The sequence below is a fragment of the Pseudomonas sp. ME-P-057 genome (assembly GCF_030208975.1).
Taxonomy (GTDB): Bacteria; Pseudomonadota; Gammaproteobacteria; order Pseudomonadales; family Pseudomonadaceae; genus Aquipseudomonas; species Aquipseudomonas lutea.
Genome location: NZ_JARVSX010000038.1, coordinates 287,770 through 305,613, shown reverse-complemented (window position 1 = coordinate 305,613; position 17,844 = coordinate 287,770). Strand labels below are relative to the sequence as shown.

Genomic DNA, 17,844 nt, shown 5'->3' with positions numbered 1-17,844 from the left:
ATGCCCGTCTTCTACTGGACACTCAAAGCCCTGCTTAGCCACTGGCGGCGTCATCCCGTGCAGTTTTTCAGCGTGCTCACCGGCCTCTGGCTGGCGACCAGCCTGCTCACCGGGGTCCAGGCACTCAACAGCCAGGCCCGGGAGAGCTACGCCAAGGCCAGCCAGATGATCGGTGGCGAGCCGCAGCAGATTTTGGTCTCGCCCAACGGCGCCAATTTTTCTCAAGACCTTTTTGTCAGCCTGCGCCGCGCTGGTTGGCCGGTATCGCCGGCGCTGCGCGGCCGGGTCACCCTGAAGGAAGCGCCGGAGCAACGCCTGACCGTACTCGGCATCGAGCCGGTGTCGCTTCCGGTCAACACCGCCCTGGCGGGGCAGTCTCTGGATACCGGGCAGATCGTCGACTTCTTCACTCCGCCCGGCACCACCTGGGTCTCGCCGCAAACCCTCGCCGCCCTTGGCCTCCATGAAGGGCAGGAGGCGCTGACCGATTCCGGCCGATCACTGCCGCCACTGCGCGCCAAGGTCGACATGGCCCCGGGCGTCCTGCTCATGGACATCGGCTTTGCCCAGCAACTGCTCAATCAGCCCAATCAGATCTCACGACTGGTACTGCCCAAAGACTTTGCCGACAACGCTCCTGCCTTGCCTGCGCAACTCGACGGTGAGCTTGTCCTGCGCAAAAGTGGCGAAGACAACGATCTGGGCAGGCTCACCGAGAGCTTCCACCTGAACCTTGATGCACTGGGGTTTCTGTCGTTCGTGGTTGGCCTGTTCATCGTGCACGCGGCCATCGGGCTCGCGCTGGAGCAGCGTCGCGGACTGCTGCGTAACCTGCGCGCCTGCGGCGTCAGCGCACGCGGGTTGATGGTGAGCCTGGTCGTCGAGCTTGGCGCCCTGGCCTTGCTCGGCGGCATCGCGGGCGTTGTCAGCGGCTACTGGCTGGCGAGTGCGTTATTGCCTGACGTGGCCGCGAGCCTGCGCGGGCTGTATGGCGCTGAAGTCGCCGGGCATCTGAACCTGAGCATCTGGTGGTGGCTCAGCGGTCTGGGCGTCAGCCTGCTTGGCGCGTTTCTGGCCGGGGCCAGCAGCCTGTTGCGCGCCGCGCGTTTGCCGTTGCTCGCCCTGGCCAACGCGCAGGCGTGGCAGGAGACCCACGCCAAGTGGCTACGACGGCAGGGCTGGATCGCTGGCATTTCAGCGCTCGTTGCATTACTGGCCGGACTCTTCGGTGACAGCCTGGCGCTGGGCTTCGTGTTGATGGCCAGTCTCTTGCTGGGCGCGGCGCTAGGCTTGCCGGTCTTGCTCAATCTGTTACTCGACGCGCTTCTGGGCAAGAGCCGCTCGGTGTTGGGGCAGTGGTTTCTCGCTGACTGTCGCCAGCAGTTACCGGCACTGAGCCTGGCGCTGATGGCGCTGTTGCTGGCGATGGCAGCGAACATTGGCGCGGGCAGCATGACGTCGGGGTTCCGGCAAACATTCACCCACTGGCTCGAGCAGCGTTTAAGTGCCGAGCTGTACATCAATCCTCAAAATCCTGCACAGGCCGCACCGTTGCAGCAATGGCTGAGCCAGCAACCGCTGACCTCTGCGGTATTGCCCAACTGGCAAGTGTCGCTACAGCTGAACGGCTGGCCCGCCGAGCTGTTTGGCGTGATCGATCATCCACATTACCGGCAGCACTGGCCGCTGCTGGAATCGGCCAGCGGCGACGCATGGCAGCAGCTGGCTCAGGAAGACACCCTGATGCTCAGCGAACAATTGGCGAGGCGACTGGAAGTCAACGTCGGCGATAACGTGACCCTCCCAGCGCCGGACGGCCCCTGGACCGTGCGCATCGTGGGTATCTACGCCGATTACGGCAATCCCAAAGGCCACCTGCTGGTCAACGCCGATCATTTGCTCAGGCATTGGCCACAACTGACGCCCAACCGTTTCAACCTGCGCATCGATCCGCGCGCCATCCCGCAGCTGCTGCGCGTACTGCACAACAAATTCACCATCGACGACAACCGTATCGTCGATCAGATCCAGCTCAAGGCCTGGTCGCAGCAGGTGTTCGAACGCACATTCGCCGCTACTGCGGCACTGAACAGCCTGACGCTGATGGTCGCCGGCGTTGCGCTGTTCATCAGTCTGCTGACCCAAAGCCAAAGCCGGCTCGCGCAGCTTGCGCCGTTGTGGGCACTGGGGGTAACGCGACGACAACTGATGCTGCTCAATCTGGCGCAAACCTGGTTGCTGGCCGTACTCACGCTGATTCTGGCAATTCCTCTGGGGCTGCTGTTGGCGTGGTGCCTGGACGCCGTGATCAACGTTCAGGCATTCGGCTGGCGGTTGCCGCTGCAGGTGTTCCCCATGCAGCTCCTGCGCCTGACGCTGCTGGCAATGCTGGCCACCTTACTGGCCTCGGCCTGGCCGCTTTATCGTCTGTACCGCACCCGCCCCGCTGATCTGCTGAGGACGTTCGCCAATGAAGCCTAAGGTCCCTGCCCTGGCCATCATCGGCCTTCTCGCTGGCCTGCTGCTGACCGGGTGCGACGACAAGCCGACGGAAGAGAAAGGCTTCGCCGGCCTGGCCGACGACGCTGCCGATTATGCCCAGGTAACGCCGGGCAAGCCGTTCGTATTCCCCAACGATCACGGCCCTCACAATGATTTCCGCATCGAGTGGTGGTACGTCACCGCGAACCTGACGGACTCCGAAGGCCAGTCGTTCGGCGTGCAGTGGACGCTGTTTCGCAACGCACTGCCGCGCCCCAAGGGTTTGCAGGCAGATGTCTCGGGGTGGAGCAATCGCAACCTGTGGATGGGCCATGCTGCAGTGACGTCCGAGGATGAACATTTTGCAGCGGAGCGCTACGCCCGTGGCGGTGTTCAGCAGGCAGGCGTGACCCTGGCGCCCTTTGCTGCATGGATCGACAACTGGTCCTTCACCAGTCAGTCCGCGACCGATGACCCGCTGGCAGACATGCAGTTGCAGGCCAGCGGCCCGCAGTTCAACTATCAGCTGCACCTCAAAGCCACCCAGGCGCTGGTGCTGCAGGGTAATCAAGGTTTCAGCCAGAAGTCGGAACAGGGTCAAGCTTCGTATTACTACAGTCAGCCTTTTTTCCAGGCAGACGGCACCATCGACATCGACGGCAAAACCTATCAGGTGTCGGGCCCCGCGTGGCTGGATCGCGAGTGGAGCAGTCAGCCGCTGACGGACAACCAGACGGGGTGGGACTGGTTCTCGCTGCATCTGGCCGATGGCACTGAAGTCATGCTCTATCGCATGCGGCAAAAAACAGGTGAGCCCTACCTCACCGGCACATGGATCAAAAAGGACGGCAGCGTAGAGCCGTTGGCTGCGACGGATATTCAATTGGTACCCGAAGAAACCACAGACGTTGAGGGACGCGACATGCCCACGCGCTGGTCCGTGAAAATCCGCTCGAAGGCGCTGGAAGTAGAGGTCGAAGCGCTCAATCCCAACGCCTGGATGAACCTGCAGATCCCGTACTGGGAGGGTCCGGTCAGCTTGAGCGGCACCCACAAGGGCGTCGGCTATCTGGAAATGACGGGGTACTGATGCCGCACCTTCAAACGGGTCTTGCCGACACCTGAACCGCCAACGCGAGCCCGCGCGCGCCGCTGCTTATAACTGATCGTTCTAAAACTCTGGCATTTTCTGTCGGTCAGTCTTTGGGTAGCCGACTTCCCGGCTGCGCTCCCCAACGGAAAACCGGTAAGGACTTATGTGCGGATTAGCTGGCGAACTACGCTTTGACAACCAACCTGCGGATCTCGCCGCAGTAGAACGTATCACCCATCATCTCGCGGCTCGCGGCCCGGATGCATGGGGGTTTCACAGCCAGGGGCCGATTGCCCTTGGCCACCGTCGATTGAAAATCATGGACCTGTCGGACGGCTCGGCGCAGCCGATGATCGACAGCCACCTGGGCCTGTCAATGGCGTTCAACGGCGCCATTTACAATTTCCCCGAGCTGCGTGCCGAGCTCGAAAGCCTCGGCTATCAGTTTCATTCCGGTGGCGACACAGAGGTTTTGCTCAAGGGCTACCATGCCTGGGGCGCTGACCTGCTGCCCAAGCTTAATGGCATGTTTGCGTTCGCTATCTGGGAGCGCGACAAACGCAGTCTGTTCATCGCCCGAGACCGTCTCGGGGTGAAGCCGCTTTACCTCTCGCGCACAGACAAGCGCCTGCGTTTCGCCTCGGCACTGCCCGCGTTATTGAAAGGCGGCGACATCAGTCCGATGCTCGATCCGGTGGCTCTCAACCATTACCTGAACTTCCATGCCGTGGTGCCTGCGCCGCGTACCTTGCTGGCGGGCATCGAAAAGCTGCCACCTGCGTCGTGGATGCGCGTCAGCGCCGAAGGCAAGGTTGAGCAGCAGGTCTGGTGGACGCTGCCCTACGGCCCGCGTCCTGACGAGATGAATCTGACCCTTGAAGACTGGCGCGACCGGGTTCTCGACAGCACCCGCGAAGCGGTCGCCATTCGGCAGCGCGCGGCGGTGGACGTTGGCGTGCTGCTTTCGGGGGGCGTCGATTCAAGCATGCTGGTCGGGCTCCTGCGCGAAGTCGGCGTAAAAGACCTGTCCACGTTCTCGATCGGGTTTCAGGATGCCGGCGGCGAGCGCGGGGATGAGTTTCAGTATTCGGATCTGATTGCCAGGCACTACGGCACGCAACATCATCAACTGCGTATTCAGGAAAGCGAAATCATCGAGCAACTGCCCGCGGCGTTCCGCGCCATGAGCGAGCCGATGGTGAGCCACGACTGCATCGCGTTCTACCTGCTGTCTCGCGAAGTCGCCAAGCATTGCAAGGTGGTCCAGAGCGGACAAGGTGCGGACGAATTGTTCGCGGGCTATCACTGGTACCCGCAAGTGGACGGCGCCAGCGATCCCTATGGCGCTTACCGGGACGCTTTCTTTGACCGCAGTTACGCTGAATACAAGGACACCGTTGCGCCGCAATGGCTGACCGACAGCGACGCGGCGGGCGACTTCGTTCGCGAGCACTTCGCCATGCCTGGCGCCGATGCTGCAGTGGACAAAGCGCTGCGGCTGGACAGCACGGTGATGCTGGTGGATGACCCGGTCAAACGGGTCGACAACATGACCATGGCCTGGGGCCTTGAAGCACGTACACCGTTTCTTGATTACCGACTGGTCGAGTTATCAGCGCGCGTTCCCGGCCGTTTCAAGTTGCCCGACGGTGGCAAGCAAGTGCTGAAGGAAGCCGCGCGTCTGGTCATCCCGTCAGAAGTGATCGATCGCAAGAAAGGTTACTTCCCGGTACCCGGCCTCAAGCACCTGGAAGGCAACACGTTGAACTGGGTCCGCGACTTGCTGCTCGATCCGAGCCAGGATCGCGGCCTGTTCAACCCGGTCATGCTGGATAAACTGCTGACTGATCCGCAAGGTCAACTGACGCCACTGCGCGGCTCCAAGCTGTGGCAGCTTGCTGCGCTGAATCTGTGGCTCAGCGAACAAGGACTCTGACCGATGAAAGCCAACGCTTCGATCTACAATCAGCGCTTGCTGCGTGGCCAGCCGCCGTCTTACGAGCGCCTGCAGGCGCGGCTTGCAGAAGATGGCAGCCGGCCCGATACGGAGCCTCTGGCGCTGCACTGCGGCTGGGGGCGTCTGCTGATCGGTCACACCTACCCGGACCCTGCAACCCTGGCCAATGATTTGCTGACCGAGAAACAGGGCGAACGCGACATCGCGCTGTACGTCGCGGCCCCGCAGCAAGTGCTGGCACAGTCGCCGCAGCAGCTGTTTCTCGACCCTTCGGACACGCTGCGCCTGTGGTTCAGCGATTATCGTCCGGCGCAGCGTGTCTTCAGGGGCTTCAGGATTCGCCGGGCACAGAACCAGGAGGACTGGACCGCGATCAACAACCTGTATACCGCCCGCGGCATGCTGCCCATAGACCCTGCTTTGCTGACCCCGCGTCACCATGGCGGGCCGGTGTACTGGATCGCCGAAGACGAGACCACCAAGGCTGTCATTGGCAGCGTTATGGGTCTCAATCACCAAAAAGCCTTTAACGATCCCGAGCATGGCAGCAGCCTGTGGTGCCTGGCGGTGGACCCGCAATGCACCCGGCCCGGCGTCGGCGAGGTGCTGGTAAGGCATTTGGTCGAGCATTTCCAGAGCCGTGGTCTCGCGTACCTGGACTTGTCGGTGCTGCATGACAACGAGCAAGCCAAAAGTCTCTACGCCAAGCTGGGCTTTCGTAACCTGCCGACGTTCGCCATCAAGCGCAAAAACGGCATCAACGAGAAGCTCTTTCTGGGTCCGGGCCCGCAGGCGAACTTCAACCCTTACGCTCGCATCATCGTGGAAGAAGCTCATCGTCGTGGCATTGAAGTCCAGGTAGACGACGCTGAAGCTGGTTTATTTACGCTGATTCACGGCAGCCGCCGAGTGCGCTGCCGTGAGTCGCTCAGCGACCTCACCACCGCCGTCAGCATGACGTTGTGCCAGGACAAGCGCATGACCCAGAAGGTGCTGAAAGCAGCGGGTCTGCAAGTACCTGTGCAACGTCTGGCGGGAAATGGCGACGACAATCTGGCCTTCCTTGAAGAACACCAGCGTGTGGTGGTCAAACCGGTCGACGGCGAGCAGGGCCAGGGTGTGGCAGTGGATCTGCGCACTATCGAGGACGTCCAGGCTGCAGTCGAACGTGCCCGCCAGTTCGACAGCCGCGTGCTGCTGGAAAGCTTCCACGAAGGCCTTGATCTGCGCATCGTGGTGATCGGGTTTGACGTCGTGGCGGCGGCGATTCGTCGTCCTGCCGAGGTGATGGGCGATGGCCGCCATACCGTTGGTCAATTGATCGAAGCGCAAAGCCGGCGTCGCTCCGCGGCCACCGGTGGCGAGAGTAAGATCCCCATGGACGACGAAACCCGACGCACCGTGCAAGAGGCGGGCTTCAGCTTCGACAGTGTCCTGCCCGCTGACCAGCGACTGGCCGTGCGCCGTACTGCGAATCTGCACACCGGCGGGTGCCTGGAAGACGTGACTGCCATCCTGCATCCGGTGCTCAAGGACGCTGCAGTACGCGCCGCACGTGCGCTCGACATCCCGGTGGTGGGTCTGGACCTGATGGTGCCGGCCGCCGATCAACCGGACTATGTATTTATCGAAGCTAACGAGCGTTGCGGTCTGGCCAACCATGAACCCCAGCCGACCGCCGAGCGTTTCGTTGATCTATTGTTTCCCCACAGCCAGCCTGCACATGGCTAGGGCGCATCGTCGGCAACAGTAAGGTTCGCCCGGGAGCGGTCGGCATACGATCCGTCGTTATCAGACCGCTCTGCGGGTGACTCCGTTTTCGATGAGTCCGCGCCACACATTGAGGTCCCTATGACGACTGCGAACATCCTTGAACCGGATCTGAATTATCTGCAGAAAGTCCTGCTGGAAATGCTCGCGATTCCGAGCCCAACCGGCTTTACCGATACGATCGTGCGCTACGTGGCCGAGCGTCTTGAAGAACTGGGCATTCCGTTCGAATTGACCCGCCGCGGTACCATTCGCGCCACGTTGAAAGGCAAACAGAACAGCCCCGACCGAGCCGTGTCCGCGCACCTGGACACCATTGGCGCCAGTGTGCGCGAGGTCAAGGACAACGGGCGTCTGGGCCTGGCGGCCGTCGGCTGCTGGTCCAGCCGATTTGCCGAGGGCAGCCGAGTCAGCGTATTCACCGACAACGGCGTTATCAGGGGCAGCGTGTTGCCGCTGATGGCCTCCGGGCATGCGTTTAACACCGCCGTCGACACCATGCCCATCAGTTGGGACCATGTCGAGGTGCGCCTTGACGCGTACTGCGCCACCCGCGCGGACTGCGAATCGGTGGGCATCAACATTGGCGATTTCGTGGCGTTCGATCCACTGCCCGAGTTCACCGACAGCGGCCATATCAGTGCCCGGCACCTGGATGACAAAGCTGGCGTGGCCGCACTGCTGGCAGCGCTCAAGGCCATTGTCGACAGCGGCGTCGAGCCATTGATCGATTGTCACCCGCTGTTCACCATTACCGAAGAGACCGGCAGTGGCGCTGCGGGCAGCCTGCCGTGGGACGTCAGTGAATTCGTCGGCATCGACATTGCGCCTGTCGCCCCGGGTCAGCACTCCAGCGAGCATGCTGTCAGCGTCGCGATGCAGGATTCCGGTGGCCCTTATGACTATCACCTGTCTCGGCATCTGCTGCGCCTGGGCGAGCAGAACGAGTTGAGCGTGCGCCGTGACCTGTTTCGCTATTACTACAGCGACGCGCATTCGGCGATCACTGCCGGCTACGACACGCGGACTGCCCTGCTGGCGTTCGGCTGCGACGCAACCCATGGTTATGAGCGCACGCACATTGACAGCCTGAGCACGCTAAGCCGCCTGCTCACGGCTTACATCATGAGCCCGCCGGTGTTCGCCAGCGACGCGCACCCTTCCAACGCGTCGCTGGAAAACTTCAGCCATCAACTGGAACATGACGCGCAAATGGAAAGCGACACGCGGGTGCCTTCAGTGGATACATTGGTCGGGCAGCGCTGATCCACGGCCATAGCCTGCCAGCGCGGGGCGCGTTAGCATCTGCGCCCCGCGACTTTCTGATTGCCGAGAAACCCATGCTGATCCCCTACGACCAACTCGAAGCCGACACGCTTACCCGTCTGATCGAAGACTTCGTGACCCGCGATGGCACCGACAACGGTGATGAAACGCCCCTCGAAACCCGGGTGCTGCGCGTGCGGCATGCGCTCAGTAAAGGTCAGGCGGTGATTTTTTTCGACATGGACACCCAACAGTGCCAACTGATGCTCAAGCATGACGTGCCTAAAGAGTATTTCGAGGAGTAACCCCGCTTAGCCTGTCTCGTGGCTCTCCAGGGCTCGCGCGTCAGTTCCCCGGTGTTCGGTTGGCTCGCTGCTGTAAGCGTGACGCAATTCTTCGCAACACCTCGGCCCGGTGAATCTTCACCTGAGAGGGGGCTTCAATGCCCAGGCGGACTTCGTTGCCGCTGATGCCCAGAATCTTGATGGTAATGCCCTCGTCGATGGCGAAGGTCTCTCCGACTTCCTGCGTCAATACCAGCATACGTCCTACTCCCTTGGCTGAACCGAGGGGGCAGATTGACGCTCCGCTCATGGCGCAGCAATGCGCCGAAGCGAAATCAGTAACGTCCTTCAACCAGATGGGTACATGACCGACGGACATTTCCTACGCCAGGCCATAAACGATTGGCGGACGGACAACCGCGAGGCAGGCTGAGGTGATTCAACTCTCGCGGGTACTCAACTCGCCGACCAGCGAGGGCCTAGCAGAAGGACGGTAGCACCGATGACGCAAAGGCCGAGGCCAAGCCAGTCCGACCCCAATGGGCGGACGCGCTCGACAATGCCGAGCCAGGCGATGGAGGTAACAACGTAAATACCACCGTAGGCCGCATAGGCGCGCCCCGCGTAGGTGGCCTCGACCCTAGTCAGGAGCACTGCAAAAAGGGTCAGGCTGATTAGCGCAGGGATCGCCCACAACGCGCTCTTGCCCTGTCGTAACCACATCCAGAAGGCATAACACCCGGCGATTTCAAACAGGGCTGCAAGGAAGAACCACAGGTAATTGAGCACGGTGAGCCTCGTTCAGGACAGCCAAAAACAGGGGCAACCCTATCAGAAATCAACCCCCGGAATCGCTCGACCCGCCACCGTTTCAATTGTCTGGCTCATCTGCCTGAGTTGGCTTTAGCGCGCATTTTCTCCGCCATGCTGGCCATCTCGTCATAGAGCAACTGCGGATTCTTCTGCTTGAGTTGCCAGGCCATTCGTCCTTGCTCATGGGGCAGAATCATGAACTCACCGCTGGCCACCTGCAGATAGATGTAGTTGGCGATGTCAGCTGCGCTGATCGGTGAGCTCTCCAATAACTTGCCAACCTGGGCCTTCATCGCTGGCGTCGGGCCGCGAAAAGAATCCAGCAAGTTGGTCTGAAAGAACGAAGGACATACCACATGCACACCGATCTCCTGCTGGCGCAACTCGATCAGCAGGCTTTCAGACAATGCAACCACGCCAGCCTTGGCAACGTTGTAATTGCTCATGGCGGGCCCTTGCATCAACGCCGCCATGGAAGCAATGTTGATGATCTTGCCTTTACTCTGTTCCAGTAGCGGCAAGAACGCTTTGCAGCCTTTGACCACGCCCATCAGGTTGATCGCGATTTGCCAATCCCAATCCTCCAGCGACAACTCGCCGAAGAAGCCGCCGGATGCCACGCCCGCGTTGTTGACGATCACATCGATCCCGCCAAGCTTCTGTTCGCAGGCCTGCGCGAAAGCGGTGAGTTGACTGTAGTCGCGGACGTCACACCGTTGAATGAACCCCTCCCCGCCCGCTTCGCGCACCAGGCGCAGAGTTTCCTGCAACCCCCCGTCGCTGACATCGGACAACGCCAGTTGCCAGCCTTCGCGTGCCCAGCGCAGGGCGATTTCGCGGCCCAGCCCGGACCCTGCGCCGGTGATCATGATGCGGTTATGCATAGCGAACGCCTTGTGGGTGATGAAGAAGTACGCAGAGTGTAAACAGACGGATTGTCTGACAAACCCTTAATCCACTCGCTGAATATGGGAGGCAAACCTGTATTTTGAGGGTGTTTTTCACGCTTTTGGGTGAATTCCGTAAATAAGCGCGTTTAGTGACACGTACGGGCACTTTAAAAATGTTTATTTTTATTTCCGGGCATTAGAACCTTTTGATTAACCGGACAGTCGGATTCATCAAGCAGCACAATGATCAGCCTCATGGGGTGACAGAGTGGACTGCATAGCCATCTTCCAAGAACACTAGAAGGAACTCGTCATGGGCATCGGCACAATTCTGATCATTATCCTGATCCTGCTGTTAATCGGCGGACTTCCAGTATTCCCGCACTCCCGGAGCTGGGGCTATGGCCCGTCGGGCATTATCGGTACGATCCTGGTGATCCTGCTGATTCTGGTATTACTGGGCAGGATATAACGGGTAAACAGTTGTGATAAAAAACCGCGCTTCGGCGCGGTTTTTTTATGGGTAAAAGTTAACTCTTGCGCGGCAGCCGGAGGGTATAAGTACCACTGAGTAACATTGGAGTAGACCTGCACCTTGCCTTCTAAAACCGGACGTACTCACTCGCACCTGTGAAGCTCGAATGGACTGAGCGCAGTGCAACGGGATTCATAACGGGCTGGCGGAGGGATGTAGAAGGCGTTGCGGGGGGAAGCTAGGGCGTGGCGCCCTAGCAGCGTGCAGCTGTCACTTTTTCTTCTTTGCAGGCTTGTCTGCCTTTTCTGCTTTTTCTGCCTTATCCGACTTTTTTGCCTTCTCCGGCTTGCTGTCTGCCTTCTTTGCGGCTTTTTTAGGTTCGGCTTCTTTCTTTTTGTCTTTCTTCTCTGAGGACTTGGAAAGCGCTGAAGCAGCGGCTGATTTCTTCGCCGGTGACGCCTTCTTATCTTTCAGGTCTTTGCTGGCTTTCGAAGCTTCGCTTTTACTTTTCTTTTCGTCTTTAGCCACGTTAACCACCTCTCGGAGAGTGCCGGTATTGGCACAAGGCCTGTGGGAGTATCCACACGCTAATCATTAGGCGAAGCGGCCCGCAACCGGTTCAATCTTTTTCAAGCCTGCGGCTAAAAAGAACAGTTACACGAACGAAAACGCCCCGAAAATCGGGGCGTTTTTGAAGCGAGCCTACGTCAGATCAGTGCGACACCGCACCGCTGGCGCCCAGGCCCGTTTGGGAACGCACGAACTGAGGGAAGAACAACGCACGCTCACCCTCTGCTGCTTTCGACTTGTCAGTGATCGAGAAGAACCAGATCCCGATGAATGCAATCGCAATCGAGAACAGCGCCGGGTACTCGTAAGGGAAGATCGCCTTCTCGTGGTGAAGAATCTGCACCCAGATGGTCGGGCCGAGAATCATCAACACCACCGCACTGATCAAGCCCATCCAGCCGCCGATCATGGCACCGCGGGTGGTCAGGTTTTTCCAGTACATCGAAAGCAACAACACGGGGAAGTTACAGCTTGCTGCAATCGAGAACGCCAGGCCAACCATGAAGGCAATGTTCTGGCTTTCAAACGCGATGCCCAACAGGATCGCCACAACCGCCAACGCAACGGTGGTGTACTTCGACACACGGATTTCATCTTTCTCGTTGGCTTTGCCTGCCTTGATGACGCTGGCGTACAGGTCATGGGACACCGCCGAAGCACCCGCCAGGGTCAGACCCGCTACCACCGCCAGGATGGTCGCGAATGCCACCGCCGAGATAAAGCCCAGGAACAGACTGCCACCGACCGCATCGGCCAGGTGAACGGCTGCCATGTTGTTACCACCCAACAGCGCGCCGGCCGCGTCTTTGAAAGCCGGGTTGGTGCTCACCAGCAAGATCGCGCCGAAGCCGATGATGAAGGTCAGGATGTAGAAGTAGCCGATGAAGCCGGTTGCGTAAAGAACCGATTTACGGGCTTCTTTTGCATCACTCACGGTGAAGAAGCGCATCAGGATGTGAGGCAGACCCGCAGTACCGAACATCAGCGCCAGGCCCAGGGAGAACGCCGAAATCGGATCTTTCACCAGACCGCCCGGGCTCATGATCGCTTCACCTTTGGGGTGAACTTTCACGGCTTCGGAGAACAGCACGTTAAAGTCGAAGTTGACGTGTTTCATCACCATCAGCGCCATGAACGACGCACCGGACAGCAACATCACTGCCTTGATGATCTGCACCCAGGTGGTGGCCAGCATGCCGCCGAACAGCACGTACAGGCACATCAGGATACCGACGAGCACCACCGCCACCGCATAATCCAGACCGAACAGCAGCTGGATCAACTTGCCGGCGCCGACCATCTGCGCGATCAGGTAAAACGCCACCACCACCAGCGAACCGCAGGCGGACAGGGTGCGGATTTCCTTCTGCTTCAACCGATACGACGCTACGTCAGCGAAGGTGTACTTGCCCAGGTTACGCAGGCGCTCGGCGATCAGGAACAGGATGATCGGCCAGCCGACGAGGAAGCCGATGGAGTAGATCAGACCGTCGTAGCCGGAGGTGTACACCAGCGCGGAGATCCCCAGGAAGGACGCCGCCGACATGTAGTCACCGGCGATGGCCAGGCCGTTCTGAAAACCGGTGATCTTGCCGCCTGCCGAGTAGTAGTCCGACGCAGTCTTGTTCTTTTTCGACGCCCAGTAAGTGATGTAGAGCGTGAACCCTACGAAGACCACGAACATGACGATCGCCGACACGTTCAACGGTTGCTTCTGCACCGCACCGGTCAGCGCGTCGGCTGCCCAGAGGGTCGGTGCGAAAGCAGCAAGGCCGAAGGCCGCAAGCAGGCGCCGGATCATTGCTGTGCCTCCTTCAGAATCGCGTTGTTCAAATCATCGAATTCACCGTTGGCCCGGCGAACGTAGATCGCGGTGAGCACAAACGCGGACACGATCAGCCCGACGCCGATCGGCATTCCCCAGGTGATGGTCGAGGTAGCGCTGAGCTTGGCTCCCAGAATATGGGGGCCGTACGCAATCAGAAGGATAAAGGCGGCATAGAGCCCAAGCATGATTGCCGAGAGAATCCAGGCGAATCGTTCCCTTTTCGAGACCAGCTCCTTGAAGCGCGGGCTGTTCTGAATCGAGAGGTAAATGCTGTCGTTCATTGTTTTTGTCCTCGCAGCACAGATGGATGTCACGGTTTGCACTTTAGTCCGCTCTGCGAAGCACTCCAGACGACCTTAGTATTAGAACGACATTAGTTGAAATGCGCGCGATTGCCTGTTTTGTCCACCGCCGGTGCCGGGTCATGGTGGGCTCAATAAAAAACCGCCTGGTGATTGCTCACCAGGCGGTTCGATAACTCGTTAAATCTTGGTGACCGATTACTTACCGGTCCACTCCTTGACCCGGTCCGGGTGCTTGGCGACCCAGGCCTTGGCGGCGGCGTCAGGTTTGGCGCCGTCCTGGATCGCGAGCATGACTTCGCCGATCTCGTCCTTGTCGGTCCACTGGAATTTCTTCAGGAAATCCGCCACGTCCGGGGCCTTCTTGGCCAGTTCCAGGCTGCCGATGTTGTCGACGGTTTCAGCTGCGCCGTAGACGCCCTTCGGGTCTTCGAGGAACTTCAACTTCCATTTCGCGAACATCCAGTGCGGCACCCACCCCGTCACCGCGATGGACTCCTTCTTGTTCTCGGCACGGGTCAACTCGGCGATCATGCCGGCACCAGAACTCGCCTGCAGTTTGTAACCGTCCAGACCGTAATCCTTGATGGCCTGATCGGTCTTGATCATCACGCCAGAACCGGCGTCGATGCCGACGATCTTTTTCTTGAAGGACTCGTCGGTTTTGAGATCCGCTACCGAGTTGGCCTTGACGTATTCGGGCACGATCAGGCCAATTTTCGCGTCTTTGAAGTTCGGGCCGTAGTCAGTGACCTTGTCTTTGTTTTTGGTCCAGTACTCGCCGTGGGTCACGGGCAGCCAGGCAGACAGCATCATGTCCAGTTTGCCGGTGGCGACACCCTGCCACATGATCCCGGCCGCGACGGCCTGCAGCTTCACCGGATAACCCAGCTTTTGCTTGATCACTTCGGCGGCCACGTTAGTGGTAGCGACACTGTCGGACCAGCCATCGACATAGCCGATGCTCAATTCGGGTTTGGCGTCGGCCAAGGCCAGCGTGGAACTGATGGCCAGTGCCAGCGCGGCACCGACGCCCAGGATTTTTCGCATCGTCATATTCACTTCCCCGGTAGTCCAGAACCCGACGGCGGTCGGGCATCGTTAACGTTCTTATAACGTCGCACTCGTGCCCCTGTTCAGGGCGAGTCACGCGTTTCACGCTTCCACCACGTGCCTGCGCAGGCGCAACCGCTGCCAGGCCGATTGATCATCAACCCCCGCACACCTTGCGCCTTTCCTGCCAGCGACGCCCACTCACCCGTTAAACGACATCACCAGGCCATCAACGACAGAGAGGTCGCAAAGAGGCCGACAATTCGTCCGGAACTTGCATGCCTGGCGAAAGTGCTGCCCGGATGAGGTATGCCGGTGCGTCATCTTGCTACTATGCCGGCCTTCGCCTCACTTCGGCCCCATCATGTCCGTTACCTCACGCTCGCCGTTGTTCCTGTATCTGTTTTCCTGTGTGATCGCCTTGTCGGGCCTGTGCGGCTATTGGTACTGGCTGGGCAAGCCGGTGATCCTTCCCGACGCGGCCACACCAACGCACAAGCTGCAATGTGCGTCCTATACCCCTTTCGACAAGGACCAATCGCCGTTCGACCAGCCGTTCACCCTGCGACCGGCGCGCATGGACGCAGACCTCGCCCTGCTGGCGACGCGCTTCGATTGCATCCGCACTTATTCAATGACGGGGCTGGAGGCGATCCCGGACATCGCGCGCAAGTACGGCCTCAAAGTCATGCTTGGCGCGTGGGTCAATGGCAACCCGGTCGACACCGCCAAGGAAGTCAACGCGCTGATCAAGGCGGCGAACGCTCACCCGGATGTGGTGACGGCGGTGATCGTGGGTAACGAAAGCCTGCTGCGCAAGGAAGTGACCGGCGCACAGCTCGCCACGCTGATTCGCCAGGTGAAAGCGCAGGTCAAACAGCCGGTGACCTACGCCGACGTCTGGGAATACTGGCTGCAATACCCGGAAGTTGCGCCCGCCGTGGATTTCCTGACCATTCACCTGCTGCCCTACTGGGAGGATGACCCTACCGGCATCAACAAGGCGCTGGCTCATGTTGCGCAGATCCGCGAAGCCTTCGGCCAGAAATTCGCGCCCAAGGACATTCTCATCGGTGAGACCGGTTGGCCCAGCGAAGGCCGCCAGCGAGAGACCGCACTGCCCAGCCGAGTCAACGAGGCGGTATTCATTCGCAGCTTTGTCGCCATGGCCGAGCAAAACGGCTGGCATTACAACCTGATTGAGGCATTCGATCAGCCATGGAAGCGTCAGTCGGAAGGTGCGGTGGGCGGGTACTGGGGTTTGTTCGATGCTGACCGTCAGGACAAAGGGGTGCTGGCCGGGCCGGTTTCCAATCTACCGTTGTGGCCGTACTGGCTGATCGCGAGTGGGGTCATCGCCCTGCTGACGCTGGCGTGGGCTGGCCGCGTGACGCAGCCACGCAATGCACTGCTGCTTCCATTGCTTGCGGTGTTCGCAGGTTGCTGCATAGGCACGTGGGGTGAGCTGGCTCGGGTGACCAGTCGCTTCGCCGGTGAGTACCTCTGGGCAACGGCGCTGGTGGCGCTGAACCTCGTGGTGCTGGCCCATGCCGCGCTGGCGTTGTCAGCCAGGGCGGGCTGGCGCGAGCGTGCCTTCTTCTGGCTGGACGCGCGCGCCGGAGGGTGGTTGTACGCCAGCGGTTTTGCAGCCGCCGTGATGATGTTGGCAATGGTGTTCGATCCACGGTACCGCAGCTTTCCGACGGCAACGCTGTGGCTGCCCGCCCTGGTCTATCTAATTCGGCCGGTCGCCGCGCCGCGCAGGGAAATCAGCCTGCTGATGTTCATCGTCGCCGCCGGGATCGTGCCTCAGTTGTTCCGCGAAGGGCTGAGCAATCCACAGGCGTGGGCATGGGCGGCTGTCAGTCTGACCATGGCGCTGGCACTCTGGCGCAGCGTGCGGATCAGCACTGCGGTGGCGGTGCAGGCGCCGAGCGAAGCGGTGGGTATAAGCACGGGCGCTGTGTAACCGAGTGTGCGGTGTGGCGGATACATTGTGTTACCGCTGCGCGACGTCAGGGTTGCCAAGCGGGTAACACGGAAACAGAAATCCGTTACATCTGACAACCGCATCATCATTGGATTTCTTAACTTACTGTTTTTAAACACATTTCAAAAGTTGGCACGCAGCCTGCTATATCTCCTGCATAACAAGAACAAAATGTGAAAACCCAATAAAAATAAGATGAATCGGCTCTGACATAACAAGAACAACGGCACAGAGACGCAGCCAACAGATTTTTTTGGAGTAGACATGCTTTACCGAGGCCCAGGCCTCGCAGCCCGACAGAGAATAATAAAACTACCCTCAGGTAGCGGCCAGTACGGGTTGGATGACCTCTCGCAGAAGAGGAATCAAAGCAGATCAGCGCTCAAAAAAATACGTTTGCTCTTGTATCCCGAATGGGGATCACTGAAGACGCTGTAGAGGGACCGGTTGCCAATAACAACAACAGACCGCCCTAGAACAATAAGAAAGAGCACGTGCAACGATTTAAAGGGGAGCCTCGGCTCCCCTTTATGCTGTCTGGCGTTTGGCTCTTGGCTTTTGGTTCTTGAACCCGGGCCCGTTGTGAAGTCAGGGCTGTTGACGACGTACCAGTCGCAACCCGGCAATCACCACTGCAAAGACCGCCAGACTGGCCGTGTACAGCACCAGCGCAAGTATTCCCAGAAGCAGCCCAACGACGGCGAGCGCTCGTCCAACCTGACGCGGAACAAAGAACGCAACCCCTGCCGCCGCCAGGGCGCCCCACCCGAACACACCGAAATGGATCAACAGGCCCAGCCTGGAGCGGACCTGGCACTGCCATTTCGACGCCTCGTCCACGCAGATCCCCACCCACTGCACGTCTTCCATCAGGCCGTAACGCAGGCCGTAGCTGGCGGCGAGCCACAGCAACAGAACGAATAAAAGCACCACCAACGGCAAACGACGCGACACGACAGACTCCAGAAAATAACCGACGGCGCGCAGCATAGCCGCAGCGACCCGGGCAAAACCACAAGGTGGTAAAAAAGCACGAGCAGACAGGCCAGAACTGCCATAACCTGTATCGTCG

16 protein-coding genes are annotated in these 17,844 nt (G+C 59.7%); 8 read left to right on the top strand and 8 right to left on the bottom strand.

Annotation, left to right across the window (positions count from 1 at the left end):
• The 6 genes from QRN48_RS20880 (at position 1) to QRN48_RS20855 (ending at position 8,872) form a co-directional block, all read left to right on the top strand.
• The gene (locus QRN48_RS20880) at positions 1-2,481 is read left to right on the top strand and encodes an ABC transporter permease (RefSeq protein ID WP_285352897.1); all 2,481 of its coding nucleotides are present in this window, start codon (positions 1-3) and stop codon (positions 2,479-2,481) included.
• Positions 2,471-3,571 carry a lipocalin-like domain-containing protein gene (locus QRN48_RS20875; protein WP_285352895.1) on the top strand — a complete coding sequence of 367 codons (1,101 nt, stop codon included), beginning with the start codon at positions 2,471-2,473 and terminating at the stop codon, positions 3,569-3,571. The genes QRN48_RS20880 and QRN48_RS20875 overlap by 11 nt, the downstream gene beginning before the upstream one ends.
• A 166-nt stretch (positions 3,572-3,737) precedes the next feature.
• Positions 3,738-5,510 carry an N-acetylglutaminylglutamine amidotransferase gene (locus tag QRN48_RS20870; protein ID WP_285352893.1) on the top strand — a complete coding sequence of 591 codons (1,773 nt, stop codon included), beginning with the start codon at positions 3,738-3,740 and terminating at the stop codon, positions 5,508-5,510.
• Positions 5,511-5,513: 3 nt separating this feature from the next.
• Positions 5,514-7,262: an N-acetylglutaminylglutamine synthetase gene (gene ngg, locus QRN48_RS20865; RefSeq protein WP_285352891.1), complete on the top strand. Its 1,749-nt coding sequence runs from the start codon at positions 5,514-5,516 to the stop codon at positions 7,260-7,262.
• Between the two features lie 120 nt (positions 7,263-7,382).
• Positions 7,383-8,567: an osmoprotectant NAGGN system M42 family peptidase gene (locus tag QRN48_RS20860; protein WP_037013810.1), complete on the top strand. Its 1,185-nt coding sequence runs from the start codon at positions 7,383-7,385 to the stop codon at positions 8,565-8,567.
• Between the two features lie 74 nt (positions 8,568-8,641).
• On the top strand, positions 8,642-8,872 hold the full coding sequence (locus tag QRN48_RS20855) for a YheU family protein (protein WP_285352887.1): 231 nt from the start codon (positions 8,642-8,644) through the stop codon (positions 8,870-8,872).
• Positions 8,873-8,912: 40 nt separating this feature from the next.
• Here the strand turns inward: QRN48_RS20855 and csrA are convergent, their stop codons facing one another.
• The 3 genes from csrA to QRN48_RS20840 all read right to left on the bottom strand — a co-directional run bounded on the left by csrA (position 8,913) and on the right by QRN48_RS20840 (position 10,548).
• The gene (gene csrA / locus QRN48_RS20850; protein WP_037013814.1) at positions 8,913-9,110 is read right to left on the bottom strand and encodes a carbon storage regulator CsrA; all 198 of its coding nucleotides are present in this window, start codon (positions 9,108-9,110) and stop codon (positions 8,913-8,915) included.
• A gap of 197 nt (positions 9,111-9,307) precedes the next feature.
• Positions 9,308-9,640 (bottom strand): YnfA family protein, encoded by a 333-nt coding sequence (locus tag QRN48_RS20845; RefSeq protein WP_285352885.1) that lies wholly within the window; start codon positions 9,638-9,640, stop codon positions 9,308-9,310.
• A gap of 95 nt (positions 9,641-9,735) precedes the next feature.
• Entirely contained in the window at positions 9,736-10,548 is an 813-nt protein-coding gene (locus QRN48_RS20840) for an SDR family oxidoreductase (RefSeq protein WP_191944831.1), read from the bottom strand.
• Between the two features lie 319 nt (positions 10,549-10,867).
• Between QRN48_RS20840 and QRN48_RS20835 the strand changes: the two genes are divergently transcribed.
• Positions 10,868-11,026, top strand: a complete 159-nt coding sequence (locus QRN48_RS20835; protein ID WP_092410703.1) for a DUF3309 family protein — start codon at positions 10,868-10,870, stop codon at positions 11,024-11,026.
• Between the two features lie 273 nt (positions 11,027-11,299).
• On the opposite strand, the gene QRN48_RS20830 is transcribed toward QRN48_RS20835, so the two are convergent.
• From QRN48_RS20830 to QRN48_RS20815, 4 genes are all read right to left on the bottom strand, one after another.
• A complete protein-coding gene (locus QRN48_RS20830; protein WP_194734045.1) occupies positions 11,300-11,557 on the bottom strand; it encodes a hypothetical protein in 258 nt (85 codons plus the stop codon).
• 184 nt (positions 11,558-11,741) lie between these two features.
• Positions 11,742-13,400: a cation acetate symporter gene (locus QRN48_RS20825; protein WP_037013820.1), complete on the bottom strand. Its 1,659-nt coding sequence runs from the start codon at positions 13,398-13,400 to the stop codon at positions 11,742-11,744.
• Positions 13,397-13,708: a DUF485 domain-containing protein gene (locus QRN48_RS20820; RefSeq protein WP_037013822.1), complete on the bottom strand. Its 312-nt coding sequence runs from the start codon at positions 13,706-13,708 to the stop codon at positions 13,397-13,399. The genes QRN48_RS20825 and QRN48_RS20820 overlap by 4 nt, the downstream gene beginning before the upstream one ends.
• Positions 13,709-13,927: 219 nt before the next feature.
• A complete protein-coding gene (locus QRN48_RS20815) occupies positions 13,928-14,785 on the bottom strand; it encodes a glycine betaine ABC transporter substrate-binding protein (RefSeq protein WP_037013824.1) in 858 nt (285 codons plus the stop codon).
• Positions 14,786-15,146: 361 nt separating this feature from the next.
• Here QRN48_RS20815 and QRN48_RS20810 point away from each other — a divergent pair, with 361 nt between their 5' ends.
• Positions 15,147-16,751, top strand: a complete 1,605-nt coding sequence (locus tag QRN48_RS20810) for a glycoside hydrolase family 17 protein (RefSeq protein WP_285352877.1) — start codon at positions 15,147-15,149, stop codon at positions 16,749-16,751.
• A 609-nt stretch (positions 16,752-17,360) separates the two neighbouring features.
• Here the strand turns inward: QRN48_RS20810 and QRN48_RS20805 are convergent.
• Positions 17,361-17,726 (bottom strand): hypothetical protein, encoded by a 366-nt coding sequence (locus QRN48_RS20805; protein ID WP_191944833.1) that lies wholly within the window; start codon positions 17,724-17,726, stop codon positions 17,361-17,363.
• Between the last annotated feature and the right edge of the window lie 118 nt (positions 17,727-17,844).